Raw genomic sequence first — 25,664 nt, forward strand, 5'->3', positions numbered from 1 at the left:
CATTTTTTAGTTGAGCTGAGTATTCATTTTTAAGGTCTGAGAAGGCAAACATCCATAGCGCTTTTTATAAATTGTCGAAAAATGTCCAAAACTTTGGATACCGTAACGCAATAAAATATCAGTTACCGTTTCATTGATTTGTGTCGCTTGCAAAGCCTGATGCACATGCTTCAATCGTTGTTCACGAATATACTCTACTGGGGTTTGCTGTAAATATTGCCCAAAGCCTTTTTGTAATGTCCGGATCGACACATCACAGTGTTGACTCAAGTTTGACAATGAAATCGGTTGTTGTAATTGATCTTGAATATACTGTTGGGCTTTTTTCAGATACCGTGGTAAAAGCTGCTGACCTTGTATACGCAACTGCTCGCTATAGTTGTTTGGAATTTTGAGTAAAATCAATTCAATCAGATACTGGCTAAAGCTACTCGAAATAAATTGCCAGTTGTGAATATGATAATAAGCATGACACAGATAATTGAGCGTTTCGATCACAGCATCTATGCGCTCATTCGTACAAGACGGCGAAGTATCAAACTGAAGTGGTTTATGAGCAGAATGTCCCAACATCTTACATAACTGTGCTTCTACATCGTGCTGTGACAATTTTAGAATAATATTGCGACAATCTTGGTTGGTGATAATCTGTTGCCGTGTATAAGGATGTGTGACGGACATGATTCCAGCGGATTGCAGCACATGTTGGTTTGCCAGACTGACTTTGCATTGTCCTTCAAGCGTAAGTCGAAATAAATAAAAGTTAGATCGCTCATCAATCGTAATCATCACAGGCGCACTATATTTCAAATCGTAGAGCGCATTATTTCCAAAACTAAAACCATTTAATCGTGTATTCAATGGTTCTCTTAAAGCAACATCAAAATGATGCGGACATAAGTAATGGCTAATTTGTTCTTTGATGGTCTGATAGTCATCAGACTTCAATAATAAAAATTCATCCAGATAATGAAGGTGATTCAGTTTGACAGATATTTCCATCATTACACTCCCTTGTTATGGATTGATCAAATCAACAGCAACGCCCATCACTAAAGAATGGGCGCGGGTTGGTCATCAAACATGACTAAATCATGAAGCATGTTCCCTTTGCATACTGTCACTAAATGCCTGACAGCCTTTTTTCAATAAAATAAATGCCAATATGCATGAAATTGTTCCCACAATACTCAATGAAGTTCCGACCATCAGTGGGTTTTCAAAAACTTTATCGCTAATTAATGCCACCAAAGTTGTACCTATTCCAACAGCAACCAGATTACTGATGAGTAAAAAGATGGCAGAAATTTGAGCACGGAGTTGATTTGGTGCCAACATTTGCATCGCTGTCGTTGAAATTGGCATCGGAAAAGATGCAAAAAACATGGCAGGGACAAGGAAAACAACTGAGAGCCATAATTGATCGACGTGGGTAAATATCATCATCGGTAAAATTAAACCGACAATTCCAATGACACCAGTAATCATCGGTGCATCTTTACGACCTTTTTGAATAAACCAGTCATTTAACCAGCCTGCACAGAATACCCCTAAAATATTTGCCACCAATAAAACACTTCCAAGCATATAGCCAGCTTCTGTTGGGGTCAGTCCAAATTTACGCATATAAAATGCAGGTGACCAACTGATTAAGCAGTACAACGCCATCGCATAAAATGTAAAACCTAAATAATGACATTTAAATGTTTGTGCATGTTTTTTGATGAATTTGAAAGCATCAGCCATGCTGGTTTTTTCCACTTCGCCTTGTGCATTTAAACGTTGTCCCTTACGTTTTGGTTCTTTGACGGTGAGTAAAACCAATAATCCAATAAATACCCCTGGTAAACCGACAATAATAAATGCCGCCTGCCATGCTTTTAAGGCTCCAAATACAGGAATCAAGATCGTATCCATATTTTTGAGCAAACCAATCACGTACCCACCGACCAGAAAGGCAATACCACCTCCGACAAAAGAACCGATGGAATAAACTGCCACCGCTCGTCCCAATTTATCCTTACTAAACATATCACTAAACATCGAATAGGCTGCTGGGGATAAGGCCGCTTCGCCTACACCTACGCCCATACGACTTAAAAACAGTTGAATAAAGTTTTTACTGAGCCCACAAAATGCTGTTGCGATACTCCAAAAGACCACACCGATTGCAATAATTTTTGGTCGTGAAAATCGGTCTGCCAAATAGGCCAAAGGTAAGCCCATAAACGCATAAAACAATGAAAATGCTAAACCATGTAATAAGCTAAACTGAGTATCTGATAGACCAAGATCGGCTTTAATCGGTTCAATCATCAGTGCCAATATCTGTCGATCAATAAATGAAAATATATATGCCAACATACACAGTAAAACGACATACCATGCATATATATTGGATTGAGCCCTTGTTGGCTCAGTTGTATGAGTATCCATCTTTCTTCCTTGTCCATGCCATTTTTCTAATGGGTCTACTTATTGAAGAATCTTGCGACCAGAACACATCTCCTTTTCCAGTCAATCTTCAATAAGGTAAATCATCCTGTCATATAATTATTATTTTTACATGGAATTTTCCATAATAGTTCAGGTATAAAGTTATACCTTTTTTGCTATTTTGGCTATTCCCGATTTTCCTCAGTATGATAAATAATTGAAAAATACTCTATAAACATCTGATATATTTAGTTTTATGATATTTTTTTGCTTACAGAATTTTCTGACCAAAATATATTTTTTAAATTTATATTGAATTTTACATTTATTTTTGCAATAAAATAAAAAGAGAGAAAAGCTTTCAACGGAAATGGATATGGCACTTTTAAAAGAACACGCAATCGAAAGTATACATACAATGCATGTATTGATCGAAAAGATTTTTACTGGACAACATTCAGAACAAGATCTTCCTCTGCTGATTGATTATTTTGCGGATCATTTTGAAATGGTCGGTGCAGCAGGAAAACGAATTAAACTCCAAGAAGTCAAAGGGCTGTTTGCAAATAATCAAGGAAAGATGCCCGATCTTCAAATTGAAATTTATGATGAGCAAATTCTGACACAGAGCTCAGATACCATCGTACTTAGCTATACTGAGAAACACACCAAATCTTCGGGTGTACTGATTCGCCGTTCATGTGCACTGATTGAGGAAATTGAAGGAAAAATGCGCTGGAGTTATTTACAAGAAACATTCTTATCTTAAACATAACCATCATCAATAAATCATGCCCTGTATCTAATTGATCTGCTAAATGTATATGGGGCATACTCTATTTTGTGATATTCCTCTTTTACTGCCATTTAAAGTTGTTGCGGCTTAAAATGTATTTGTCTTTTTATCCCTTAAAAAAACAATCTTCGATGCATTCAACCCTCCATAAAAATAAATTTATTTCCTCTCATGGTAAAACCCTCTCTTTATTTAGTTTTTTTCTCAATACTTCCGATCTCAACGACAACTGATCATTAAAAAATCACATCATTTTAATGTCTATATTGCATATGAAATTTTAAATTGTTCATAAAATCAAGCAATAACACACCCATCAAAACAATCTAACATTTTTAAAATGTACTCAAATCTGATTCTCTCATCTCGGCAGTATAAGAAAAAAATCGTTTTTAATTTTCTGTTGACATCATCAAGATTAAATTATATACATTAATAACGATACGAATCGTATCATTATAGATAGAATGATAAACGGGATGTTTAAAAATGATCGGACTAATTGGAATAGTCATATCCTTAATGTTGCTGATGTATTTAGCCTATAAAGGATTTAGCGTTATTGTACTTGCTCCACTACTCGCTTTATTTGCAGTGGCTTGGAGTGGATTAAGTAATGAGTTGCTTGGTTTTTACTCGCAAGTGTTCATGACAGGTTTAGGCGGTTATATCATCAAATATTTTCCACTGTTTTTATTGGGTGCAGTATTTGGAAAATTAATGGATGACTCTGGTTCAGCCCAAACCATTGCCAACTTTTTTGTTGATAAATTAGGACATCGTCGTGCAATGTTATCTATTGTGCTGTCCTGCGCTATTTTGACCTATGGCGGTGTTTCGCTTTTTGTAGTTGGTTTTGCTGTATTTCCAATTGCCTCAGCACTGTTTAAAGAACTTGGTATCCCGAAACGCTTGATTCCAGCAGCGATAATGCTAGGTGCGCTCACCTTTACCATGACTGCTCTGCCTGGCACTCCTGCGATTCAGAATGCGATTCCAATGCCTTTCTTTAATACCGATCTATATGCCGCACCGGGTCTGGGCACTTTAGCGTCAATTTTTATTTTGCTGACAGGCATGTGGTGGTTAAACAAGCGTCTTGCACAAGCAGACCTCAATAAAGAAGGCTATGGCAACCATGTTGAAATGCATGTTGAAACAAAGTTGGTGAAATCAAACCCAAGTCTGATCATTGCATTTGCCCCAATTTTAATTGTGATTATCACCAACTTAGTGCTGACTAAATTGATTTTACCTTCGCTGGACACTGCCTATTTAGCAACAGATAAGTTTGGTAATACTTCATTGAATTCAGTGATTGGATTATGGGCAATTATCTGTGCCTTAGTCTTGGCGTGTGTGAGTATTATTGTTCTCAACTGGAAAGCCATTGTGGATATTAAAGATTCCATTCAACAAGGTGTTTCCTCTTCCTTTTTACCCATATTCAATACTGCCTCGGAAGTTGGCTATGGTTCGGTCATCGCATCATTGGCTGGTTTTATTATCTTACGGGACTTTTTGGTCGGCATAGCACCGAACAATCCGCTGATCTCGGAAGCCATTGTGATCAACGTATTGGCAGGTATCACAGGTTCGGCATCTGGGGGATTAAGTATTGCACTCAATACCATGGGTGAAACCTATAAAAACCTTGCGATTGAGCACGGTATTTCTCAAGAACTTATGCACCGTGTCGCTTCTATGGCTTCTGGGGCACTTGATTCTCTGCCTCATAATGGCGCTGTAATTACCATTATTACCTTATGTGGCTTGACGCACAAACAATCTTATTACGACATGTTTGTGGTTGCGGTCATTATTCCACTGATTGCGCTATGTGGCGTAATCACACTGGGAACATTATTCGGTTCATTTTAAAAACACATCATCCATTACGAAAGGAATTAAAGATGTCTCATTCAGTTAACCTTCCAAGGATTATGGAAGTTGGAAAAAATGCCAGAGCGAAGCTCCCGGCGATTCTTGAAAGTTTAGGTGCAAAAAAGCCACTGATCATTACCGATAAAATGATGGTTACGTTGGGTTATATTCAACAGATTCAAAACATTCTTGAGACAGCAGGAATTGAGAGTGACTATTTTGATGAAACGATTCCTGAACCGACTGCAGGTTCAATCGAAGCTGGCGTTCATCATGTGCAAACTCATCAATACGATGCGATTATTGCAATCGGTGGTGGTAGCCCAATTGACAGTGCAAAAGCGATCAGTATTTTGAGCAAACATGGTGGAAAAATTTCGGATTATAAATTTCCTCGTCAAGTCAATGAAATGGGACTTCCAATTATTGCCATTCCCACAACAGCAGGAACAGGTTCGGAATGTACCCGTTTTACCATCATTACCAACGATCTCACCAGTGAAAAAATGCTCTGTGCAGGTTTAGGATTTCTCCCTGTTGCCGCCATCATTGACTATGAACTCACCATGTCCTTACCTGCTCGTACCACGGCAGATACTGGTATTGATGCATTAACGCATGCGATTGAAGCCTATGTCAGTAAGAAAGCCGGACCATATAGTGATGCTCAAGCAATTGCAGCGATGAAACTCATCGGACCAAACTTGCAAGTTGTTTATCATCAGCCTGATCACGAACAAGCTCGTGAAAAAATGATGCTGGGCTCTACTTTTGCAGGCATTGCCTTTTCCAATGCTTCAGTCGCTTTAGTGCATGGAATGAGTCGTCCAATTGGTGCATTTTTCCATGTTCCACATGGCTTATCCAATGCCATGTTGCTGCCGATGATCACTGAATTTTCAATACAAGCTGCACCTGAACGCTATGCAGAATGCGCTAAAGCAATGGGCTGCGCACATCTTGATGATTCAAATGACGTGGCAAATCAAAAACTAATTAATACTTTAATCGAAATCAATCGCGATCTCAAAGTGCCGACTTTGGCGGAGTTTGGTGTAGACAAACAATATTTCGATGAGGTAGTGCAAACCATGGCAGAGCAAGCGCTGGCATCTGGTTCACCATCCAACAACCCTATTGTTCCTACAGTTGAACAAATGGTCTCGCTCTACCAAAAACTTTGGTCATGACTGAACACCCTTTTACTATTTTTTATCACAATGAGGATATCCCAACATGGAATTAATCGGACATTTTATTAACGGTGCTTTAAATAATGAACACAGCAGAACTCAAGCTGTTTTCAATCCATCACTCGGTACGCAAACAAAAGAAGTGGCATTAGCGACCAAAGCTACAGTTGAAGAGGCTATTGCTGCTGCTGAAGCTGCATTTCCTGAATGGCGTAACACCCCTGTGATCAAACGTGCTCGTGTCATGTTCAAATTCAAAGAGTTGCTTGAACAAAATGCTGAAAAAATTTGCCAATTGATTGGTGAAGAGCACGGAAAAATAGTACACGATGCAGCAGGAGAATTACAGCGCGGTATTGAAAATGTCGAGTATGCCTGTAGCGCACCAGAGTTTTTAAAAGGTGAATTTAGTAAAAATGTAGGACCTTCAATTGATTCATGGAGCGAATTTCAACCTTTAGGTGTGGTTGCAGGGATTACGCCTTTTAACTTTCCTGTGATGGTGCCTTTGTGGATGTTCCCGATGGCGATTGTCTGCGGAAATACCTTTGTCTTAAAACCGTCTGAACGTGACCCATCTTCGACCTTATATATTGCACAATTACTCAAAGAAGCTGGACTACCTGATGGTGTACTCAATGTGGTCAATGGTGATAAAGAAGCAGTGGATACTTTACTGCATGATACACGTATCCAAGCTGTGAGTTTTGTGGGCTCAACACCAATTGCAGAATATATTTATAAAACCGCAACAGCGGCAGGTAAACGTTGCCAAGCATTGGGCGGCGCCAAAAACCATGCCATCGTTATGCCAGATGCAGATATTGATAATGTCGTAAACTCATTACTTGGTGCGGCTTTTGGTTCATCAGGTGAACGCTGTATGGCATTATCTGTAGCGGTTGCTGTAGGAGATGAGATTGCAGATCAAATGATTTCAAAGCTCTCTAATGAAATCGGTACATTGAAATATGGTCCATACTCCGACAAAAACAATGACTTTGGTCCCGTCATTACTGCACAACATAAAGCAAAGGTTGAGGGTTATATCAGTAGCGCAGAACAGCAAGGTGCAAAAATTGTTGTTGATGGTCGAAATGCAGCACCAGTTGGCTATGAAAATGGTTTTTATGTTGGTGCAACATTAATCGACCAAGTTCAGCCCAATATGACCAGTTATAAAGAAGAGATCTTTGGTCCAGTACTGCAAGTCATTCGTGTAAAAACCATGCAAGAAGCCATGAATCTGATTGATGATCATGAGTATGGCAACGGAACGTGTATCTATACTCGTGATGGTGAAGCTGCCCGCTATTTTAGTGATCACATCAAAGTCGGTATGGTGGGTATTAATATTCCGCTTCCAGTTCCTGTGGCTTATCATAGTTTTGGCGGATGGAAACGTTCATTATTTGGTGATTTAAATGCATATGGTCCAGATGGTGCTCGCTTCTACACACGTAGAAAAACCATTACTCAACGTTGGCCAAGCACCAATGTCCGTGAAGGCGCACAGTTTGCTATGCCGACATTAAATTAATCCTATTAACTGATGTTACGCACTTGATTTAAATTAAGTAGGTGAAAAAGAAAAAGCTAAATTTACACGACGGAGTCTTACATCCAAAGTTTAAATTTATGGAATAGCCTTCGGCTCGAGGTACTTTTGTTTTGTCAAAAGTACCCAAAACCATTGTCATCCGCAGAACTCGTTCACTATCGTCAAAATATTCAAAGTTTCGCAGAAACTTTACTTATTAGAAGGAGTCCTGCCTCAAGCAATTGCGGATGACGTTTTCGCGTATCCATATTCTTCTAGCTCCAAAATTTAATTTTAGAGTTACTGCGTAACATCAGCTATTAACTTTGTTTTAACAAAAGCAGGCTTTATCGCCTGCTTTTTTATGCAACTTCAATTAATTTATTTAAATCTTGCGCCGCTTGACGTAGTAAAGGTTCAAACTGCAACAGATCTTCAAGCGATTTTCGGATGGTTGGTGCATGTACATATAAGCAGGCAATAATCGTATCACCACGCTGAATCGGTACTGAACATGCCACCATACCCGAAATAAATTCCTCATTGTCTGTTCCAATTTTATTTAAATAAATCTGGTCTAAATTTTCTTCAAGTAATACTGGGTCAGTAATGGTATTTCGAGTGAGTTGCGTAATCGGTAAATGCTCTAAAATACTTTTTCTACGTTGACTGGGTTGAAAACTTAAAAAAAGTTTTCCACTTGAACTACACCATAAAGGAACAGTTGAACCGACAGGTAAATACACCTGCAATGGCCAGTTGGCTTGTACTCGGTCGGTATATAACATTTGATTATTATTTAGGATGGCAATGCCACAAGTCTCATTAATTTGGTCTGAGAGTTTTTGTAATATCGCCAATCGTTCCATTTTTCGCGGCTCTTGCTCCCAAGAACTTAGCAGCAATTTATAGGTTCGATCACCCAAGATATATCCACCATACATATCCGTTTTAACGAATTTTTCTTGTTCCAGTGTCTGTAGTAAGCGATGAATACTGGGTTTTGGTATATCCAGTTCAACGGAAAGATCGAGGGGTGTTGGTGGATGTTTTGCTGTTGATATGGCTTCAATAATGTCTAAAACGCGTGTAATTGATGAACCTTTTTTATTCATTCTGATGTTCCCAACAATTCAATCTGGTCAGTCTATGTTCTGCACTTTGTTTATCATAACAGATTGTATCTGATAAATAATAATTGAGGTTTTATCAATAATTCCAAAGATAGACATCAACCGCCTTATAGACGACTTATATTTAATATTTGGGGCTGTACTTGATAAGGTTTTTCTGAAAGTAAACCCTGAAAGGTCATACATAATCATTTCAAACAAGATGGATTCTAATGAGGATTCAGTAACTTACATGAATCCACCTCAAAAGCATTATTCAAGATCAATGCGTATTGGCATTCAACAATAATGAAAGTGAAAAGATTTTAGTTTGAATCCGTTCCCTCCCTACAAGCATCATTTGATTGACGAAACAACTTGCTTTTATTGCGTCATCATCATCGTTCATTTTTTAATTTTGACGACACCATATGAAGACATCATCGTTAAATTACAATTTAGTCATTTTTAAGAAATTTTAAACATAGAAATAAAAGTGTCATGATCCGTGGCTAGACTCAAATTGAACAAAAAAAAGCCATTATTATTATTCAAAGGGTGTTTGATCTATGTTCTTTCTAAAAACAACCAAGAGGAAAAAACTTCTCGCATTCAGCTTGTTAGCAATCCTCGGCGGTACAACCATTACAGCTTGCTCGGACAATGACAAAGATAATCCGCAAGTGGTTACACCAGTAAAACCAACGACGAAGAATGTCATTTTCTTCTTGGGTGATGGGATGGGCATCACCACCTTAACCGCTGCACGCATCTATTCAGTGGGAGAAGATGGCGATTTAACCATTGATCGCTTACCAGAATCAGCTTTTGTACGGACCTTTTCTGAAGATGGTCAAGTCACAGACAGCGCTCCATCTATGGCTGCATATATGACTGGCGTGAAAATGAAAAACGAAGTTATTTCTATGCAAACAGGAACTGTTGCGACACCACCCAATAGCAATGGAACAAGTAACTGCGACAGTGCTGCCGACAATAAAGATAAAAAACCAGCAGAAACCCTACTTGAACTTGCCAAGTCAAAAGGAATGGGAACAGGCATTGTTACCACAACACGTGTTACTCATGCTACGCCTGCAACCACATATGCTCATGTTTGTCACCGTGATGCAGAAAACGATATTGCAGCACAACTGGTTCCAGGGGGCAAAGGCACAGGTTATGCAGCATATAACACTAAGCTCAAAGATGGTGTCGATGTCATTTTGGGTGGTGGTTTAAGACAATTTAAACCTACCTCTGCGGGTGGAAAACGTGCCGATGGTCGTGATCTTATTCAGGAAATGCAAAAGCAAGGTTATAACTTTGTTGCAAATGGAACTGATTTTGCAAAAGTCGATCCAAGCAAAACTCAAAAACTTTTAGGCTTATTTAATTCTAGTCATCTCAATTATGACCTTGATCGATTGAATAAAAAAATTGATGAACCGAGTCTTGCCGACCTTACCAGCAAAGCGATTGATGTACTACAAGCTAAAAATAAAAGCTTTTTCTTGATGGTAGAAGGTGGACGTATTGACCATGCACTCCATGACACCAATGCAAAACGAGGGCTTCAAGACACTGTGGCATTTGACAATGCAATTAAAACTGCAATTGAAAAAATGAAAAAAACAGACCCTGAACTCAAAAATACATTGATCGTCGTCACTGCTGACCATGACCATACAATGGTTCTGAATGGCTATGCAAAGCGTACAGGGAAATATGTTAAAGGTGGAGAAACCAGTGTTCTTGGACTGGTTAAAAACTATAACGGTGAAGGTGTAGCAAAAGATATTAACGGAAATCCGTATGCCATTATCGGATTTGGTACAGGTAAAAAACGCCTTGATTTTGATCGTAAAGAACCACGTGGTGCGCTCGTCGACAACGATATTTGTAATCCAGTCAAAGGACCTGTTGGAAATTATAAAGACAGTCTCGGTACAGACATCAGTACTGTTGGTTGGTGTACAGGGGTTGCCTCAGATGACTTTCAACAAGAAGCCGTCGTTCAAACAGGTTTTGCTGATGACGAAACACATGGAGGAACAGATGTATTTTTAGGTGCAATAGGAGCTGGATCTGAAAACTTTTACGGCAGCCTTGAAAATACTGAAGTGTTTCAACGTATTCGAAAAGCCATTGGTCTATAAACAAGGAATATAACCATGTCAAAAAATATAAAACGAGACAAAATCAACCTTGGGGCGTCCATCATTGCTGCCACATTATTACTGAGTAGTATGTCTGTTCAAGCAGCGGGTGAAGCCAAAAATGTGATTTTCTTTCTAGGTGATGGTATGGGACCAACCGTGGTCACTGCCAGTCGAATATATGCTTATGGTGAATCAGGTAAACTCACCATGGATACATTTAGCCGTGCTGTGCGTATCAAAACCTTTTCTGAAGATGGACAAACGACGGATAGCGCACCTTCAATGGCAGCCTACATGACAGGACAGAAAACCCGTAATGAAGTGATTGGGATGAGTCCTGGTACAGTAGCCGTTGAACCAGCAGCAGGTAAAGCACCTGATGGGACAAGCGTTCGGAATGCTGTAAATCGTTGTCCAGAACCTGGTTCAAGCACTGCGGCAGGTACAGCTGCAATGACAATTCTTGAATTGGCAAAAGCCAAAGGCAAAAAAGTTGGGGCAATCACCACAACTGAACTGACCCATGCAACCCCTGCTGCAACTTTTGCACATGTATGTAATCGAAATGCCCAATTTGAAATTGCCCGTCAAATTATTCCTGGTGGGGCTGGCTACAACAGCAAACTACTTGATGGTGTGGATGTATTGATGGGCGGTGGTCGTAATCACTTTACCCCATACAGCCCTAGCAATAGCAGAGGGCGTATTGATGGACGTAATTTATTAAGTGAACTGTCGGCAAAAGGTTATACCGTTGGTGCAAACAAAGCCGAAATGCAATCTGCGCCACTCAACAAAAAATATATTGGTCTTTATACGGCAACCTCTCACCTTGCCTATGATCTGGATCGCTTGAATGGTAAGGCACCAGATCAACCTAGTCTTGCAGAAATGACCGTAAAATCACTTGAGATGCTACAGGCACAAAGTGGCGACAAGGGTTATTTTTTGATGGTCGAAGGCGGTCGTATTGACCATGCCCTGCATGGCACTAATGCCAAACGTTCACTACAAGACACTATCGCCTTTGATAATGCGATCAAAGCCGCTTTAGACAAAGTGAAACAAACTGATCCTGATCTCAAAAACACCTTAATCGTGGTCACAGCAGACCATGACCATACCCTAACCTTTAATGGCTACAACGCCCGTACAGGAAAAACTACAACGACTAATCCGGGGATTTTAGGCTTAAGTTATTTATATGCTGTTGCCAACACAGCTGCCGCACCAAATCGCATTTTGGCGGATGGAAAACCACATGCTCCTGCCCTTGATGTAAATGGCAATAATGGATCAGTACTGGTATTTGGTAATGGTGGTGGTCCTCGTCCGACTTCTCGTGTCAACATTTCTGAACAAGATGCTGCTTCTGATGATTATCTACAAGAAGTTGGGATTCGCATGGGTGCACCTGGTTCTGAAACCCATGGTGGTGGTGATGTCATGCTATATGCAGAGGGTGCAGGTTCATCGATATTTAAAGGAACACGTGATAACACTTGGGTCTTTAGCAAATTAAAAGAAGCTTTTGGGTTCTAAATTTTGATCTATTTAAAACCTCAGCGAGGTGTATCTAGCTGAGGTTTTCTTGCTTATACAGGGTTATTTATGCGTTTCATTATCACTGTTTTACTTATCTTCTTCATCCATACTGTTCAAGCCGCACCAGTGCTTAAAGCGACCATTAGCCGAGAGTCTCAAGTGATTGGCAATGATGGTGTTACCCACACTTCAGTATTTCAAGAACACATGTATCGTGATCAAAATAATGTTTGGCTTGAGCGAGTGCTTCCAAAACATCATCAACATTCAACCAATGCTAAAAATAAACCCAGCCATAAACACCTAGATTTATCTGAAACGGCACAACATTATTTTCTCGACAATAAAAAATCAACACGACTCAATTTGGTTTTGCCTGAGGATAAAACTGTCATTCATTTACAAACTGTAGATATTGAAATGCTGGGTTTGACCAACTGCTGGACTTGTGTCTTTTCCATTTTTGATTCCCGATCAGTGAAAAAAATGAAAATCACTCAACAAGGTAATGGCTATACATGGTATGAGAGCCAAAATGCAAAAAATAAGATTAAAGTAAAATGGGACAATAAAAATAATTTAGCGCTGATCATCGATATTCGCAGCTTAAATGGGCAAAGTTACAGCTTGACCAAAACCCACATCCAACAAGTGAATATTACGCCACCATGGACTCAATATGGAAAATTCATCTCGAAAGAATATGCAGATTTTGGGGATTGATTTTGGCTAAAGCATAGATTCAATAAACTTAACGAGATAAATAGCTTAGCTCGAATTATTCTCAAACCTACAAAACTGTACACACTATCCTTACTTTAAAAATTTAAATTTACCGCAAGCAATGCCAATAGCGCTGGGATTGCTTGTATATAGATAATTTTTTTACTGGCAGTCAGTCCACCATAAATACCTGCTACCAATACACAAGCGAGAAAGAAATTCGCCAACGCAGTTGCATAGATTTCAGGTGCACATAAAGACCAAAATAAACCAGCAGCGAGAAAACCATTATACAGACCTTGATTTTGCGCCATCACTTTGGTCAGTTGTGCTTTCTCTAAAGTATTGCCAAATGCTTTTAACCCATAAGCTTTATCCCATAAAAACATTTCTAACACGAGAATATACACATGCAACAGTGCAATTAAACCGACTAAAATTTGTCCAACCATTTTTTTTCCTTATTTTTAAATATGGTAATAGATCAGCACTACTGCCGATCTATGTCAGATACGATTATGGCTTTAACAGTACTTTACCTTGACGCGCGCCTTGAGTGGCTTTCGCCGCAGCTTGTTTAATTTGATCAAAACTAAATATGCCTTCAACTGGGAGTACCAATTTTTTCTGAGCGGCAAGCGTCAATAGTTCAACAATCAAAGCTTTTTTACGTTCTTTAGACAACTGCTTATTCACTACACTTGCCCAAAAACCTTTCACTACGGCTTGTTTAAAAATCAAATCACCCGAAGAGATCTGTATCAGCTCCCCAGTCATGCTTCCGAAAGAAACCAAGACACTATTTTCACTGAGTAGAGCCAACATTTCACCACTGGCTTTACCACCAATTGAATCTACCCCAGCCATCAAAGGCTGATCTGCATGGATTGCTTTGACTTGTTGTTTCCAATCTGCCTGATCTGTAGCAACAACGTTTTCAATACCTAAGGCATTCATTTCTGCAATAGCTTCACTACGGCGAACCAAGTGAATGACTTTTTGACCACGAGCCTGTGCAATCATGGCTACTGTTTTGCCCACAGCACCATTGGCAGTATTTTGAATCAACCAATGATCTTTTTGAAGATCTATAAAATCTAGCAGCATCAATGCGCTGATTGGCATACCAATCAATTGAGCCGCTGTTTCATCGTCAATTGTATCTACTAATGGAACCACACCATGTGCGGGTGCAATAAAATACTCTGCCCAACTGCCATGCACAGCTGCAACAGCAACACGTTGTCCCAGCGATACTTGCTCTACACCCTCCCCCAAAGCATCAATGACGCCGACCCCTTCACTTCCTCCAATTGCTGGAAGTGTAGGCTTGTAGCCATAATTACCTCTTACCGTCCATACATCATGATTATGGATGGGTGATAAAATCATTTTAATACGAACTTCACCTGCTTTCGGTTCAGGTTTAGGCATTTCCGCTGACTCTAATACATCAACTGGTTCGCCAAAATTACGATGGATAATACTTTGCATTTGTTCAATCCTTTAATGGTTTTAGTAATTGCTGTGTTGTTTCCAATGCAAGATAAAGCGGTTGTTTATCTTGTGCGAGTCTTGCCAATAAGGCTGCACCCAACCAGAGCTGATACATGGTTTGTGCCATTTTTTCAGGTTCAATATCTATTGGAATTGAACCATCTTGTTGCCCTTCACGAAGTAAATTCGTAATACGTTGTGTCAGCTTACTTATGCCAAAATTTAAAATTTGACGCATATCTTCAGATAAATCTGAGACCTCAGCTGCAAGTTTTACAATTAAACAGTTTTCAGCCCAACCACCATCATCATGGCTTGGGTCATCAATCCATGCTTGCCAAAGTGCCACTAAACGCGCATATGCATTGCCCTGTTCTATCTGCATAAGCTCATCTATTTTGACTTTATAATTAGCGAGATATTGCTTTAAAAGATCGCATCCAAATGCCTCTTTGGAGGCAAAATAATGATAAAACGATCCTTTCGGAACGTCACAAGTCTTTAAAATTTCCTGTAAGCCCACTCCAACAAAACCCTTATGTAACACTAATTTATAACTAGTGTTGAGAATATGTTGTCGAGTTGCTTCACTTTTATCTGATCTTTTCATGACTACACTATAACCAGTAATAGACCAGTCGTCTAGTTGATTTATTTGTGGTGTAGTATTGCTATTTTTAATCGGTACAAATAGTTAATTCATAACTAATTACATGATATTTATTTAATTTTTAGTTTTAAACTGACAAATTCACTTTCCTCCTCTGCTGGTCAGTATTACTTCTATACATTTTTAGACTGTTTTTTAAACATTAAATTTATTACATAATGACAGCATTTTTTATACACTTTATTCATGATTAGCCAACACATAAACTCAACAAAAAACCTAAAATTATAATCAATTGATATTTATTAATTTTCTAAGCATTCAGTGATCTGGATGTGTTTATGAACGATGTTTTAATCGTACCTCTCCATATTTTATCTTTTGATTATGTTTTTTAGTGAAAACTGTAAAACAGAGTCATAAATCAGGATTAAGCATATATGTATAAAAGAAAAATCAAACCCCTTGAAATCGATGATGTCGAAATTATTGATTATGATAAGACAAAAAAAGCCATTAAAGCAGCAGCTTTAGGAAATGCGATTGAATGGTTTGATTTTGGTGTTTATGGATATGTGGCTTATGTATTAGGTAAGGTTTTTTTTCCTTATTCCTCACCCAGCATACAAATGATCGCTGCTTTAGCGACCTTTTCAATTCCCTTTATATTTCGCCCTTTAGGCGGATTGTTCTTTGGTTTTTTAGGAGATAAATATGGTCGTCAAAAAATTCTGGCAATTACCATTATTATCATGTCGGTCAGTACTTTTGGTATTGGATTGATTCCATCATATGAGAGTATTGGAATTTGGGCACCAATCTTATTACTGATAGTAAAAATTGCACAAGGCTTTTCAGTCGGCGGAGAATATGCAGGTGCAGCAATCTTTGTTGCCGAATATTCACCTGACCGAAAACGTGGCTTTATGGGCAGTTGGCTTGATTTTGGGTCTATTTTAGGTTTTGTCATTGGGGCTGGTGTAGTCTCAATGATCAGTTTTGCCGTAGGTGAAGCAGCCTTTGTCGATTGGGGCTGGCGAATTCCCTTCTTCTTAGCACTTCCTTTAGGATTGATTGGCTTATATCTACGTCACTCCTTAGATGAAACACCGACCTTTCAAGCACATTCCGAAGCGCAATCACAGCTCAAGAAACCACAAAAAGTCGGTTTTAAACAAATTTTACGAGATCACCAACGTAGTTTATTGGTCTGTGTGGGACTAGTGCTGTGTACCAACGTCACTTACTACATGCTTTTGACCTATTTACCGAGTTATTTTTCACACAACTTAGGCTATTCTGAAAATCATGGTGTTCTGATTATTATCGCAGTCATGGTTGGGATGCTGTTTGTACAACCCTTTGTTGGTATGCTCAGTGATAAAATAGGTCGTCGCCCCTTTGTTTTCGCAGGCAGTATTGCACTGATTGTCTTGTCATACCCTGCCTTCTTATTGCTTGCAACCAACAACGTTTATTTGATCTTCTTGGGTTTATTGATGTTGGCACTTTCATTGAATATGCTGATTGGTATCATGGCTTCAACCCTGCCTGCACTTTTCCCGACAGAGATTCGTTATAGCGCACTTGCAATTGCTTTTAATATTTCGGTGGTCATTGCCGGTTTAACGCCAACGATTACGGCGACCTTGGTGGAAACTACACAGAATATTATGATCCCAGCTTATTATCTTGTGGTTTGCGGTTGTTTTGGTGTGATTACTGCAATTTATCTTAAAGAAACTGCAAACTTACCACTAAAAGGTGCAAAACCAATGGCAGTGGATATAGAAGAGGCTGAAGAACTGTTAGAACAGTATCATGACAATATTGAGCAAAAAATCGAAAAAATTGATGAAAAAATCGAGGAGTTACAAGAAAAGCGTGATCATCTTGCAAAACAACATCCTGATATAGATTAGTTTAGGAATTAATTTGTAACGCAAAACACTTTCGTAGAGTGGCACATAAGATACTCAATGAACAAATGAAACTGTCTATTCAAATATTTTAAAGTAGCCAGTTTCATAGTGCATTCAATTTTCTCAACGTCATTTTTTTGAAATATTATTACATTCTAATTTGCAAAATCATTACGCTGAATATATCGACTTGGGCTCATTCCTAAAACACGATGAAACATGGTGCTAAATGCAGCAGGATTTTTAAAACCAAAATCATAAGCAATCTGTTGAATTGAATGCTGTCGAATCAGCCTTTCTAAGCTTAACAATACGCACGCATGTTGTCGCCATTTAGAAAAGGACATCCCCGTTTCAGTTTTGAATAGTCGACTAAAATGACGTTCACTGACACAAAGTTGTGCAGCAAAGTCTTCAGGAGAAAAATGGATATTCGGACGCTGAATAAATGCTCTACAAATCTTCAGCATCGTTGGGTTTTCAGGTAAGGCTAAATGTAAATCGATCACCTCAGACAATTCAAGCTCACTTAAAATCAAATCAAAAATCAATTCATCATGTTTGCAGAAAGGTGGATTAAGTTGGGGCGCTTTTAAAAGTAGCTGTCTCAGTAGAGGAGAAATTGCCAAGACTTCACATTGTGTTGAAGGACGAGGTAAATATTCAGGACGTATATAGATACTACATGTTTTCACATTAAACAAAGTCAGCTGATGTGGAACCTCCGGGGGAATCCATACTGCTCTTTCAGGCGGAATAATCCAATTGCCTTGAGGTGTTTCAACATGCATCACACCTTCTGCACCATACAGCAGTTGGGCACGTTGATGACTATGTTGTGCAAGTCTATAAAATTCAGCATATTGGGTTTCAATGGCAATGATTTTATGCTCTAGATGCTCAATGCTATGAATAGAAATTTGCTTCATACACATGTCTGAATTAAGTAATTGAAAGCTGAATATAACAAACTTGCCTATTTTATAAAGCTCTAAAATCTGAATTATTTTTTAAGATTCTGATTATGGAACTCTATTTTATTCTACTGGGTGCAGGCATTCTTAGCGGTATACTTACCATTTTATTTGGTTTTGCAGGCGGTTTCGTCGTCGTTCCATTGGTCTATTCCACCATTCGCCTGCATGAAGTATCTGATTCATTGGCGTATACGATGGCGTTCAAGAGTGCTGTTGCAACTTCATTGTTATTGATGCTTATCAACTCTGGGCTTGCCTCATATCAACAGTTCAAACGAGGTAATATACAGCGAAAATATCTTTTTCCGATTGCCTATTGGATAGGGATAGGTGCAGTAATCGGGACTTTTTTATCACTCTATATAGCACCTATTTATTTAAAATGGGCATTTGTAACCTATTTATCAATGACAATTCTGGACTGTCTCTCACGACAACTCAAATCACAGCAATTTCAGCAAACTTCTACACGTGTCTTAAACGCCAAAGAACAGCGTCTGGGTGGCATATTCATAGGTGGTATTGCAGCTGCACTCGGTGTTGGCGGAAGTGTAATGACCGTTCCTTTATTTCGCCGTTGTGGCTTAGATATGTCTAGCGCTGTCGCTCTGGCTAATCCTCTCAGTATGCCTGTTGCACTTGCGGGTTGCTTAACCTTAATCATAACTCAATGGATACAACCACCTCACTTAGGGATACATTTTTGGGGATATTTCTATTATCCAGCATTAATATGTTTAATCCTTGGAGGCTTTATAGGGATGAAACTCACCCTTGGTTTATCAAGTAAATTATCCAATACAGCCCATGAACGCGGTTATATTGTCTTGTTAACTTTGGTCCTATTCAGTATTTTACTGACTTAATGAGATAAGTTTGTCTGCTCGTTCTTAAACCAAAATCAATATTTTCAACTGATAAGATCCTGAATAAATTAGGATCTTCATCAACTTAAGAGTAATCACACTCAAACGATGGTATAAAAAACAATAAGTGGCATTCTACTCCACAGACAATGACGCAAATAATGGAATAGACATTGATAATATTGATAATTCAGTCATTCAAAAAATCAGCAATATCATTATGATAATAGAAAATTTCACCACTATCCCCTGTTTCCACACAACTAAAATGGCATTATTTCAATGAATAAAGAGCAAACTTCAGCTTGAAAAGTTAAAATAAATTAATTAACCTACCTAACGTTAGGTAATTTCACAGATCAATCATTATGAATCTAAATATACGCCATCAAAAAATTGGTTTTGCTCTTATTGTGCTGCTTGCGATGCTGACTGCACTAGATGCGTTAGCGATCGATATTTATTTACCTGCATTTCCTGAAATTGCCAAAAGTCTCAGTGTCAATCTGAATGAAATGCAGCAAACTTTATCCATATTTTTAATTGGTTTAGCCATTGGTCAAGGTATTTATGGTCCCTTATTAGAGCGTTTTGGACGCAAATTACCTTTAATCATTGGCGTATTGATCTTTATCATCGGTTCATTGATTGCAAGTTTTGCAAGCTCATTGGAACTTTTGTTGACGGCTCGTTTTTTACAAGCGCTAGGTGCTGCAGCAGGTTTGGTTACACCACGTGCGATTATCAGCGATCTTTGTAATGAACAGGAAGCCGCAAAGAATTTTTCAATTTTAATGCAAGTCATGATGGTGGCACCTATCGTTGCACCCATTGTCGGCAGCTATTTAATTCAGCATAACTCATGGCAGATCATATTTTATACTTTAGCCGGTCTAGGCACGATTCTACTGCTTTGGAGTATCCGATCATTGCCTGAAACTTGCGCTCCTGAAAAAAGACAAGCATTGGATTTTAAAAATATATTCAACAGTTATCGTTCGATCTGCAGCAATCACGCTTATCTATACTTTACCCTTGCAAGTGGCTTTTTATTTGGCGGATTCTTCTTTTATATTAGCAACTCTCCCTATATTTTTATTCAGCATTATCAGCTCAATAGCAGTCACTTTAGCTATCTTTTCGCATTTAACGCCTTCTGCTTTATCGTTACAGGGCAAATTTCAATTTGGCTGCTGAATCAGTTTTGGTCTGCTTATAAAATATTAAAATTGGGTTTGAGTATTTTTTCAATTGCCAGTATAGGGTTATGCCTCAGTAGCTTGTTTGGGCAGCCGACATTAATAGAATATATTTTGACCTTAGGTTTAACGATTTGGTCAACAGGCTTCTTATTTGGAAATTTGACCGCTTTGGCAATGCAACAAGCAGAGCGCCATTTAACAGGAGTCGCATCGTCATTTATGGGATTAATACAATATGCCTTAGGGGCAATGATTGGATTCCTTGCCAGTCTGATGCCTGAGCACATTTCAGTTTTACCTCTTACACTCCTGCTCTGCGGTTTGTTGATGTTCACACTTAGCATTTATGCAAACAAAATGAGTAAATATGAAAAAACCACTTCATTGAACTATTGAAAAACACTCGTTTATTTACAGGTGTTTTTCAATACATCCAATACATTGAGTATTGCGGTTAAACGAAGTTGGTATTTTTGTTTACCACCATAAATTAATTCACTCTGTAAGGCATCCACAAAGCTCATATACATTCGAGCCAAAGTCACATGATCTAACTGATTTTCAGGTAGATCTTTCAGAGCCTGCATAAAAATTTGTTCTAAATGTTCCATAAATAAGTGCATGGGTTCGATTACCTCAGCATAAATATGTTTTGGTGGATTCAACAAAGCATTGACCCAAAATTGCACATCAAATGATTGATCAAATCGCTGATCAATACTACGCAAATACAGATTGAATTGTTGAAATACTTCCTCGCCACCGATCAATATTTGTTTTGCATAATTCAGTTCATGCTCAACCATGATGGGAATTAAACTTAAATACAAATCATCTTTATTTTTAAAATGCGCATAAATTGATGGCTTTTTTATACCGACATCCGTTGCAATTTCGTTCATCGAAGTTGCACTAAACCCTTGCTTTGCAAAACGTTCCAAGGCAGCTTTTTGAATTTTGATAGCAGTCACGAAAACAAAAACCTTTATTGCAAATCGTTGAATGATAGCATGTAAAGCAAATGCAACCCAAGCCTACCGATTGATGCAGTCAAATGACAAAAGTTTATATAATTTAAAAAAATAAAATATATTCAAATGGTTATATTCTTATTATATCTCGGTGTGATATTGGTCTTTTGATGAGTTCTTTAGCCGATATCAAATCGAAATTAAGTTTAAAGATGATTTAACCTCATTTTGTAAATTGGCATAAAAACTTGCAGGTAAAAATAGTGCCCGTCTTTCCGGGCTGCCAACTTTTTTTCGCGAAAGGATAGATGAGAATCTATCGCAACTACGATATTAATAAAATTTAACTTTGATTTCAACAATTCTTCATAACTAAAATTTATAAAAATAATGATCTTTAGCAAGAGCATTTTATGAAATTCATATCTATGTATAATCCGTTATTTATACTCAGTGCGTCGATAATGAGTCTATTGTATCAATCTGATTTTATCGTACTTATTTATTTAAACATCATGTCCATAAAATGAGTGTTCAAGGTTAACTTTTTGGGTTGGTAGGAATGGGAGGCATACGGTTAACTCGACAATCAGTTGACTAGCAAATTAGATTAAAACGTTTAAGGAACAATTCCCCTTCTGCAATCTTATAGAACGCTATGCATTGATTTGCTGATCCACCCAATCCAAAAATTTATTCTTATGATCAATCTCAGGCGCATTGATAATATTGATCATTTTTTTATTTCCAAATTGACCAACAACTTTATCAGGAATTTCGAAAATAAAATCATCATCTACACCTTGATTAAGCACTTTGAAATATTCAACAACTTTTTCAAAATTAGTCTTACTTTTGAAATCAGGTGTAAGCAACAGAAAGTTATAAATCTGTTCTAAAACATATAAATAGTTGATATTTTTCATAATTGATCCAATGTGTAATGTTCAATGCATTCGATAATTTTTTAGCATTCCCACCAATCGTCAATAGAGCCAGCAAGACTCTATTGAAATTGAAGAAAGCACTTACATTTTTCCTCTAGAAATAAAACCAATAATGGTCAGTATGACCGCTACAACTAAAAGAATAACTGCAAAGTCTTTAGAAAGCCCAGCTACACCGCCAAATCCAAGTAAACTTGCCACAAGTGCAATGACTGCAAAAATGATTGCCCAACGAAACATATGTATTACTCCATAAATTAATCTTTTACTTTCACATTAATATTTAAAGAACTTGATACCAATACATGTTTATATCGGCATTTAACTCTTCAATACTTTTATATAAAAAATAATTTTCAAAGAATCATTTTTTATATAACTTATTAAAACTAAAAATGTGATCAATCTCTGCATTCTTCAATTTAGGCATGACAAATTTAATTGAAAATAATACAGCACATGAAATGAATAGCATGACTAATACATCAATCGAATAACTAATCATGAATAACAGGGTATAAAACCCAAAAAAGAAAGATAGACTTAAAAATATTTTTTGAAAATAAATGGTGATGAACGCCCCATAAATTAGCGCTGCTGTAAATAAATTTACATACTTGTTCATTCCCAATCTATCAAAAATAATAATAAGCAAGGAAATAGCGAATATTGAGACAACAAAAATAAATAAATTTTTTAAAATTAACATTTCATTCCCTCATATTTTATAGCTTAGAAAAACCCCTCCTCCTTAGTAAACCGGCTAAGGAGGAGGGCTACCCCAATACACAACAATTTTTATTATGTTCATTAATTTAATAAATGCGTTTTTAATTTAAGTGTTAGCGACAAACAACTTAAATAATTATTCAGCTTTATAATAATGAACACTTGTGGTGTATGTAGGCAGTATAAATAAATGAAAAACAGGCGGTATAATCTATAGCTTACATGATTGTGAGAAATATCTTACATTTGTACATTTTTTAATCAATTTATTTTAATAAAAATTATAATTTTCCTTTTATTTTCAAAATTTTATTTTTAACAAAATAAATATCCATCAATTTAACTTAACAAATCACTCAAACAGCAATAAAAAAACGTTACATTTCATATTTTTTAATAAATTCTTCCAATATGTTCGCTTTCAATTTACAAAACCTGTATGGTAATCATCAGTTCTAATCTTCCTATGTGAAAACATAAAGCTTATTAATAAAATTAAAGCGTTAGCACCGAGTTCGGAGTAAATTTTATGATGGAAGACTACCAATGGAATTTGTGAGAGTTTTATATGCAAGCAAAGCTACGAGTATTCATCCTGATGTCAAAAATGATCTCATAGAGATTTTGAATTCAGCTGTGGATTTTAATTCTCGTAATGAAATTACAGGCGTTCTTTACTATGGGCATGGATATTTTGTTCAATGTTTGGAAGGACGCCAAAGTAAAGTAGATGATCTTTTTTACAATCAAATTTTGAAAGACCAACGTCATCAAAATTGTGAGATTTTATACTATGAAAAATGTGACATTGGATTATTTAAACATTGGAATATGAAATTTGCTCCAGTCAACAAAAGGCTTGGAGACTTTTTTCTAGAAAATCACCGGGATGATTTTAATCCCTTTCTTCTCTCAAGCGAGACGATTCCTTCTTTTATTGATCTTTTAGCTGGAGAGTATGATGTTGAACCTTATAACTTTGATGTCAATGAGTGATCTGGTGATTTATTCTCAAAATGACTTAAGAAAACGCATATGTTAATTCGATTGTGTTATGCGAGTTCTCGCAATCAATTGACTTCTGATTTACTTGAAGATCTGAATAATATCTTAAACACTGCTAGGGAGTTTAATAGCAACAATCAAATTTTTGGTGTTTTGTATTATGCCAATAATTACTTCTTTCAGTGTCTTGAAGGTGATAAAGCGATCGTTCAAACGTTATTTCAGCAGATAAAGAATGACCTTAGACATCACGATATTGTTGAATTCAAAATCATGCAAATTGACAAAATTTACTTTAAGAACTGGTCAATGAAATATGTTCAGAAGTGTTCGAAAATTGATACATTCTTCAATCAAATGGGATATGAATTATTCACGCCAACTGCGCTCAATGAAGATAATTTAGATATATTCTTAAAAGAACTTCTGAGCGAAAAGCAAACTCGTATGCGTAAAAAGGTGGGGCTAAATCAACGCGGCGTATCAACTTTTCTATAAACTTAGATTAGACGAACGTTCGTTCGTCTAATCTACCAAGCATTTAAAGCTTCACAGATTGGCTGCTACCCAGTTGCTCAGTTTCACCAGTGATAGAAGCTTTGGCGAGTTTGAATAAGGTCACCAACTTCCCATTACCTTTCCAATATTGCGCCCCATTACAAACGACACGAATCAATTGGATATTGGGATCATTTTTACCTTGCTCAAAAAATGCTTCATAGGCTGGTGACCATAATTGCTCAAGAATCTCTGGATCATGCACACACTCTGCAATAGCGTTAATTGATATGTAATCATTATTTGAAATATGACTATACCCGAGATTAACCTGCTGACGAGTTGCTATATTTTTAACTAATTCTGAGTTTTTAGCGCCAATAAACCACACGACACCATTAAAATCAGTGTTTTGTGTGGTCATAGGCACTGAATGTAAATGCCCTTCTTCAGTGATAAATGTGACCATCACAAATCGAATATCTTTTATTAATGCATTAATCTGTTCATAATCTTGATTTAAATTTTCCACGTTGATATTCCCTTTATAAACTTGAATCTTAAATATCTACCAATCTGCAAAACAAAACAGTTCCTTTATGTGTATTAAATGTTTAATCATGATAGTTAAACATCATGATTTATGAATAATTTATCTTTTTGTTATTATTAATACTCACAACTTTAAAAATATTTTTTTTATATCTAATATATTGACCTATTTCCGCATGATCCAATTCATCCCATAAATCAAAATAAAAAAATTCAGATGTATCCGAATAAATCCAAAACCACATGAATGATTCATTTTTATGAATGGGATTGTAAATAGTGTCCTTAACCTTAACAAGTTTGTGTAACTGAAATTTCTCATCTTGAAGTACAATTTCATAAATACACAATGGCATATTCTCTAAATTTAAAATAATTCAAACTATAACCTAAATCAGATTCAGCTTAATATTTTTATTTATTAAAATTATGTAATTTATTTTTCAATTAATATTTTTTATCTTATTTTTTAATAGTTATAGCTAGTTAAATAAACT

At 37.1% G+C, this 25,664-nt stretch carries 23 protein-coding genes; 12 read left to right on the forward strand and 11 right to left on the reverse strand.

The features are described 5' to 3' along the window. Positions 1-6 precede the first annotated feature (6 nt). Both F938_RS04545 and F938_RS04550 read right to left on the reverse strand, forming a co-directional pair. Positions 7-1,002 carry an AraC family transcriptional regulator gene (locus F938_RS04545; protein WP_005029803.1) on the reverse strand — a complete coding sequence of 332 codons (996 nt, stop codon included), beginning with the start codon at positions 1,000-1,002 and terminating at the stop codon, positions 7-9. A gap of 90 nt (positions 1,003-1,092) precedes the next feature. Further along, the gene (locus tag F938_RS04550; RefSeq protein WP_004831293.1) at positions 1,093-2,436 is read right to left on the reverse strand and encodes a spinster family MFS transporter; all 1,344 of its coding nucleotides are present in this window, start codon (positions 2,434-2,436) and stop codon (positions 1,093-1,095) included. Positions 2,437-2,812: 376 nt separating this feature from the next. Between F938_RS04550 and F938_RS04555 the strand changes: the two genes are divergently transcribed. From F938_RS04555 to F938_RS04570, 4 genes are all read left to right on the forward strand, one after another. Continuing rightward, positions 2,813-3,205 (forward strand): hypothetical protein, encoded by a 393-nt coding sequence (locus F938_RS04555; RefSeq protein ID WP_005029804.1) that lies wholly within the window; start codon positions 2,813-2,815, stop codon positions 3,203-3,205. Positions 3,206-3,721: 516 nt separating this feature from the next. Continuing rightward, a complete protein-coding gene (locus F938_RS04560; RefSeq protein ID WP_004831296.1) occupies positions 3,722-5,113 on the forward strand; it encodes a GntP family permease in 1,392 nt (463 codons plus the stop codon). A 32-nt stretch (positions 5,114-5,145) separates the two neighbouring features. Continuing rightward, positions 5,146-6,306, forward strand: coding sequence for an iron-containing alcohol dehydrogenase (locus F938_RS04565; RefSeq protein ID WP_005029808.1), 1,161 nt, complete (start codon positions 5,146-5,148; stop codon positions 6,304-6,306). 46 nt (positions 6,307-6,352) lie between these two features. Continuing rightward, positions 6,353-7,849: a CoA-acylating methylmalonate-semialdehyde dehydrogenase gene (locus F938_RS04570; RefSeq protein WP_005029809.1), complete on the forward strand. Its 1,497-nt coding sequence runs from the start codon at positions 6,353-6,355 to the stop codon at positions 7,847-7,849. Positions 7,850-8,211: 362 nt separating this feature from the next. Here F938_RS04570 and F938_RS04575 read toward each other — a convergent pair whose 3' ends face one another. Beyond that, positions 8,212-8,964 carry an IclR family transcriptional regulator gene (locus tag F938_RS04575; protein ID WP_004831299.1) on the reverse strand — a complete coding sequence of 251 codons (753 nt, stop codon included), beginning with the start codon at positions 8,962-8,964 and terminating at the stop codon, positions 8,212-8,214. A 566-nt stretch (positions 8,965-9,530) separates the two neighbouring features. On the opposite strand from F938_RS04575, the gene F938_RS04580 reads away from it, so the two are divergent. The 3 genes from F938_RS04580 (at position 9,531) to F938_RS04590 (ending at position 13,391) form a co-directional block, all read left to right on the forward strand. Continuing rightward, positions 9,531-11,120, forward strand: coding sequence for an alkaline phosphatase (locus tag F938_RS04580; RefSeq protein WP_005029812.1), 1,590 nt, complete (start codon positions 9,531-9,533; stop codon positions 11,118-11,120). Positions 11,121-11,135: 15 nt separating this feature from the next. After that, positions 11,136-12,665 (forward strand): alkaline phosphatase, encoded by a 1,530-nt coding sequence (locus F938_RS04585; RefSeq protein ID WP_005029815.1) that lies wholly within the window; start codon positions 11,136-11,138, stop codon positions 12,663-12,665. A 69-nt stretch (positions 12,666-12,734) separates the two neighbouring features. Beyond that, a complete protein-coding gene (locus F938_RS04590; RefSeq protein ID WP_005029817.1) occupies positions 12,735-13,391 on the forward strand; it encodes a hypothetical protein in 657 nt (218 codons plus the stop codon). 95 nt (positions 13,392-13,486) lie between these two features. Here the strand turns inward: F938_RS04590 and F938_RS04595 are convergent, their stop codons facing one another. The 3 genes from F938_RS04595 to F938_RS04605 form a co-directional block, all read right to left on the reverse strand. After that, positions 13,487-13,843 (reverse strand): DUF1304 domain-containing protein, encoded by a 357-nt coding sequence (locus F938_RS04595; protein WP_004831305.1) that lies wholly within the window; start codon positions 13,841-13,843, stop codon positions 13,487-13,489. 64 nt (positions 13,844-13,907) lie between these two features. Next, positions 13,908-14,885, reverse strand: coding sequence for a zinc-binding dehydrogenase (locus tag F938_RS04600; RefSeq protein ID WP_005029818.1), 978 nt, complete (start codon positions 14,883-14,885; stop codon positions 13,908-13,910). Between the two features lie 4 nt (positions 14,886-14,889). Next, a complete protein-coding gene (locus F938_RS04605; RefSeq protein WP_005029820.1) occupies positions 14,890-15,498 on the reverse strand; it encodes a TetR/AcrR family transcriptional regulator in 609 nt (202 codons plus the stop codon). Positions 15,499-15,938: 440 nt separating this feature from the next. On the opposite strand from F938_RS04605, the gene proP reads away from it, so the two are divergent. Beyond that, complete coding sequence (proP, locus tag F938_RS04610) at positions 15,939-17,420, forward strand: glycine betaine/L-proline transporter ProP (RefSeq protein WP_005029822.1); 1,482 nt, start codon at positions 15,939-15,941, stop codon at positions 17,418-17,420. A 155-nt stretch (positions 17,421-17,575) separates the two neighbouring features. Here the strand turns inward: proP and F938_RS04615 are convergent, their stop codons facing one another. Further along, positions 17,576-18,349, reverse strand: coding sequence for an AraC family transcriptional regulator (locus F938_RS04615; RefSeq protein ID WP_010591082.1), 774 nt, complete (start codon positions 18,347-18,349; stop codon positions 17,576-17,578). A 95-nt stretch (positions 18,350-18,444) separates the two neighbouring features. Here F938_RS04615 and F938_RS04620 point away from each other — a divergent pair, with 95 nt between their 5' ends. Both F938_RS04620 and F938_RS04625 read left to right on the forward strand, forming a co-directional pair. Further along, complete coding sequence (locus tag F938_RS04620) at positions 18,445-19,263, forward strand: sulfite exporter TauE/SafE family protein (protein WP_005029827.1); 819 nt, start codon at positions 18,445-18,447, stop codon at positions 19,261-19,263. Positions 19,264-19,631: 368 nt separating this feature from the next. Beyond that, complete coding sequence (locus F938_RS04625; protein ID WP_005029829.1) at positions 19,632-20,861, forward strand: multidrug effflux MFS transporter; 1,230 nt, start codon at positions 19,632-19,634, stop codon at positions 20,859-20,861. A gap of 11 nt (positions 20,862-20,872) precedes the next feature. On the opposite strand, the gene F938_RS04630 is transcribed toward F938_RS04625, so the two are convergent. From F938_RS04630 to F938_RS23655, 3 genes are all read right to left on the reverse strand, one after another. Beyond that, positions 20,873-21,436: a TetR/AcrR family transcriptional regulator gene (locus F938_RS04630; RefSeq protein WP_005029831.1), complete on the reverse strand. Its 564-nt coding sequence runs from the start codon at positions 21,434-21,436 to the stop codon at positions 20,873-20,875. A 656-nt stretch (positions 21,437-22,092) separates the two neighbouring features. Next, on the reverse strand, positions 22,093-22,362 hold the full coding sequence (locus F938_RS04640; protein ID WP_005029833.1) for a hypothetical protein: 270 nt from the start codon (positions 22,360-22,362) through the stop codon (positions 22,093-22,095). 102 nt (positions 22,363-22,464) lie between these two features. After that, on the reverse strand, positions 22,465-22,623 hold the full coding sequence (locus F938_RS23655; RefSeq protein ID WP_004831314.1) for a DUF1328 domain-containing protein: 159 nt from the start codon (positions 22,621-22,623) through the stop codon (positions 22,465-22,467). Between the two features lie 1,035 nt (positions 22,624-23,658). On the opposite strand from F938_RS23655, the gene F938_RS04655 reads away from it, so the two are divergent. Beyond that, positions 23,659-24,108 carry a BLUF domain-containing protein gene (locus F938_RS04655; RefSeq protein WP_005029837.1) on the forward strand — a complete coding sequence of 150 codons (450 nt, stop codon included), beginning with the start codon at positions 23,659-23,661 and terminating at the stop codon, positions 24,106-24,108. A gap of 39 nt (positions 24,109-24,147) precedes the next feature. Continuing rightward, positions 24,148-24,615, forward strand: coding sequence for a BLUF domain-containing protein (locus F938_RS04660; RefSeq protein ID WP_005029839.1), 468 nt, complete (start codon positions 24,148-24,150; stop codon positions 24,613-24,615). Positions 24,616-24,658: 43 nt separating this feature from the next. Here F938_RS04660 and F938_RS04665 read toward each other — a convergent pair whose 3' ends face one another. Beyond that, positions 24,659-25,147 (reverse strand): pyridoxamine 5'-phosphate oxidase family protein, encoded by a 489-nt coding sequence (locus F938_RS04665; protein WP_005029843.1) that lies wholly within the window; start codon positions 25,145-25,147, stop codon positions 24,659-24,661. Between the last annotated feature and the right edge of the window lie 517 nt (positions 25,148-25,664).

It is taken from the genome of Acinetobacter bereziniae LMG 1003 = CIP 70.12, from assembly GCF_000368925.1.
Taxonomy (GTDB): Bacteria; Pseudomonadota; Gammaproteobacteria; order Pseudomonadales; family Moraxellaceae; genus Acinetobacter; species Acinetobacter bereziniae.

What these genes read in the sequence shown, in the direction of transcription:
- F938_RS04595 (WP_004831305.1), bottom strand. Translation starts at nt 13,843, where the DNA reads ATGGTTGGACAAATTTTAGTCGGTTTAATTGCACTGTTGCATGTGTAT.
- F938_RS04600 (WP_005029818.1), bottom strand. Translation starts at nt 14,885, where the DNA reads ATGCAAAGTATTATCCATCGTAATTTTGGCGAACCAGTTGATGTATTA.
- F938_RS04605 (WP_005029820.1), bottom strand. Translation starts at nt 15,498, where the DNA reads ATGAAAAGATCAGATAAAAGTGAAGCAACTCGACAACATATTCTCAAC.
- F938_RS04560 (WP_004831296.1), top strand. Translation starts at nt 3,722, where the DNA reads ATGATCGGACTAATTGGAATAGTCATATCCTTAATGTTGCTGATGTAT.
- F938_RS04590 (WP_005029817.1), top strand. Translation starts at nt 12,735, where the DNA reads ATGCGTTTCATTATCACTGTTTTACTTATCTTCTTCATCCATACTGTT.
- F938_RS04550 (WP_004831293.1), bottom strand. Translation starts at nt 2,436, where the DNA reads ATGGATACTCATACAACTGAGCCAACAAGGGCTCAATCCAATATATAT.
- F938_RS23655 (WP_004831314.1), bottom strand. Translation starts at nt 22,623, where the DNA reads ATGTTTCGTTGGGCAATCATTTTTGCAGTCATTGCACTTGTGGCAAGT.
- F938_RS04615 (WP_010591082.1), bottom strand. Translation starts at nt 18,349, where the DNA reads ATGAAGCAAATTTCTATTCATAGCATTGAGCATCTAGAGCATAAAATC.
- F938_RS04555 (WP_005029804.1), top strand. Translation starts at nt 2,813, where the DNA reads ATGGCACTTTTAAAAGAACACGCAATCGAAAGTATACATACAATGCAT.
- F938_RS04640 (WP_005029833.1), bottom strand. Translation starts at nt 22,362, where the DNA reads ATGAAAAATATCAACTATTTATATGTTTTAGAACAGATTTATAACTTT.
- F938_RS04565 (WP_005029808.1), top strand. Translation starts at nt 5,146, where the DNA reads ATGTCTCATTCAGTTAACCTTCCAAGGATTATGGAAGTTGGAAAAAAT.
- F938_RS04660 (WP_005029839.1), top strand. Translation starts at nt 24,148, where the DNA reads ATGTTAATTCGATTGTGTTATGCGAGTTCTCGCAATCAATTGACTTCT.
- F938_RS04625 (WP_005029829.1), top strand. Translation starts at nt 19,632, where the DNA reads ATGAATCTAAATATACGCCATCAAAAAATTGGTTTTGCTCTTATTGTG.
- F938_RS04575 (WP_004831299.1), bottom strand. Translation starts at nt 8,964, where the DNA reads ATGAATAAAAAAGGTTCATCAATTACACGCGTTTTAGACATTATTGAA.
- F938_RS04655 (WP_005029837.1), top strand. Translation starts at nt 23,659, where the DNA reads ATGGAATTTGTGAGAGTTTTATATGCAAGCAAAGCTACGAGTATTCAT.
- proP (WP_005029822.1), top strand. Translation starts at nt 15,939, where the DNA reads ATGTATAAAAGAAAAATCAAACCCCTTGAAATCGATGATGTCGAAATT.
- F938_RS04620 (WP_005029827.1), top strand. Translation starts at nt 18,445, where the DNA reads ATGGAACTCTATTTTATTCTACTGGGTGCAGGCATTCTTAGCGGTATA.
- F938_RS04545 (WP_005029803.1), bottom strand. Translation starts at nt 1,002, where the DNA reads ATGGAAATATCTGTCAAACTGAATCACCTTCATTATCTGGATGAATTT.
- F938_RS04585 (WP_005029815.1), top strand. Translation starts at nt 11,136, where the DNA reads ATGTCAAAAAATATAAAACGAGACAAAATCAACCTTGGGGCGTCCATC.
- F938_RS04570 (WP_005029809.1), top strand. Translation starts at nt 6,353, where the DNA reads ATGGAATTAATCGGACATTTTATTAACGGTGCTTTAAATAATGAACAC.
- F938_RS04580 (WP_005029812.1), top strand. Translation starts at nt 9,531, where the DNA reads ATGTTCTTTCTAAAAACAACCAAGAGGAAAAAACTTCTCGCATTCAGC.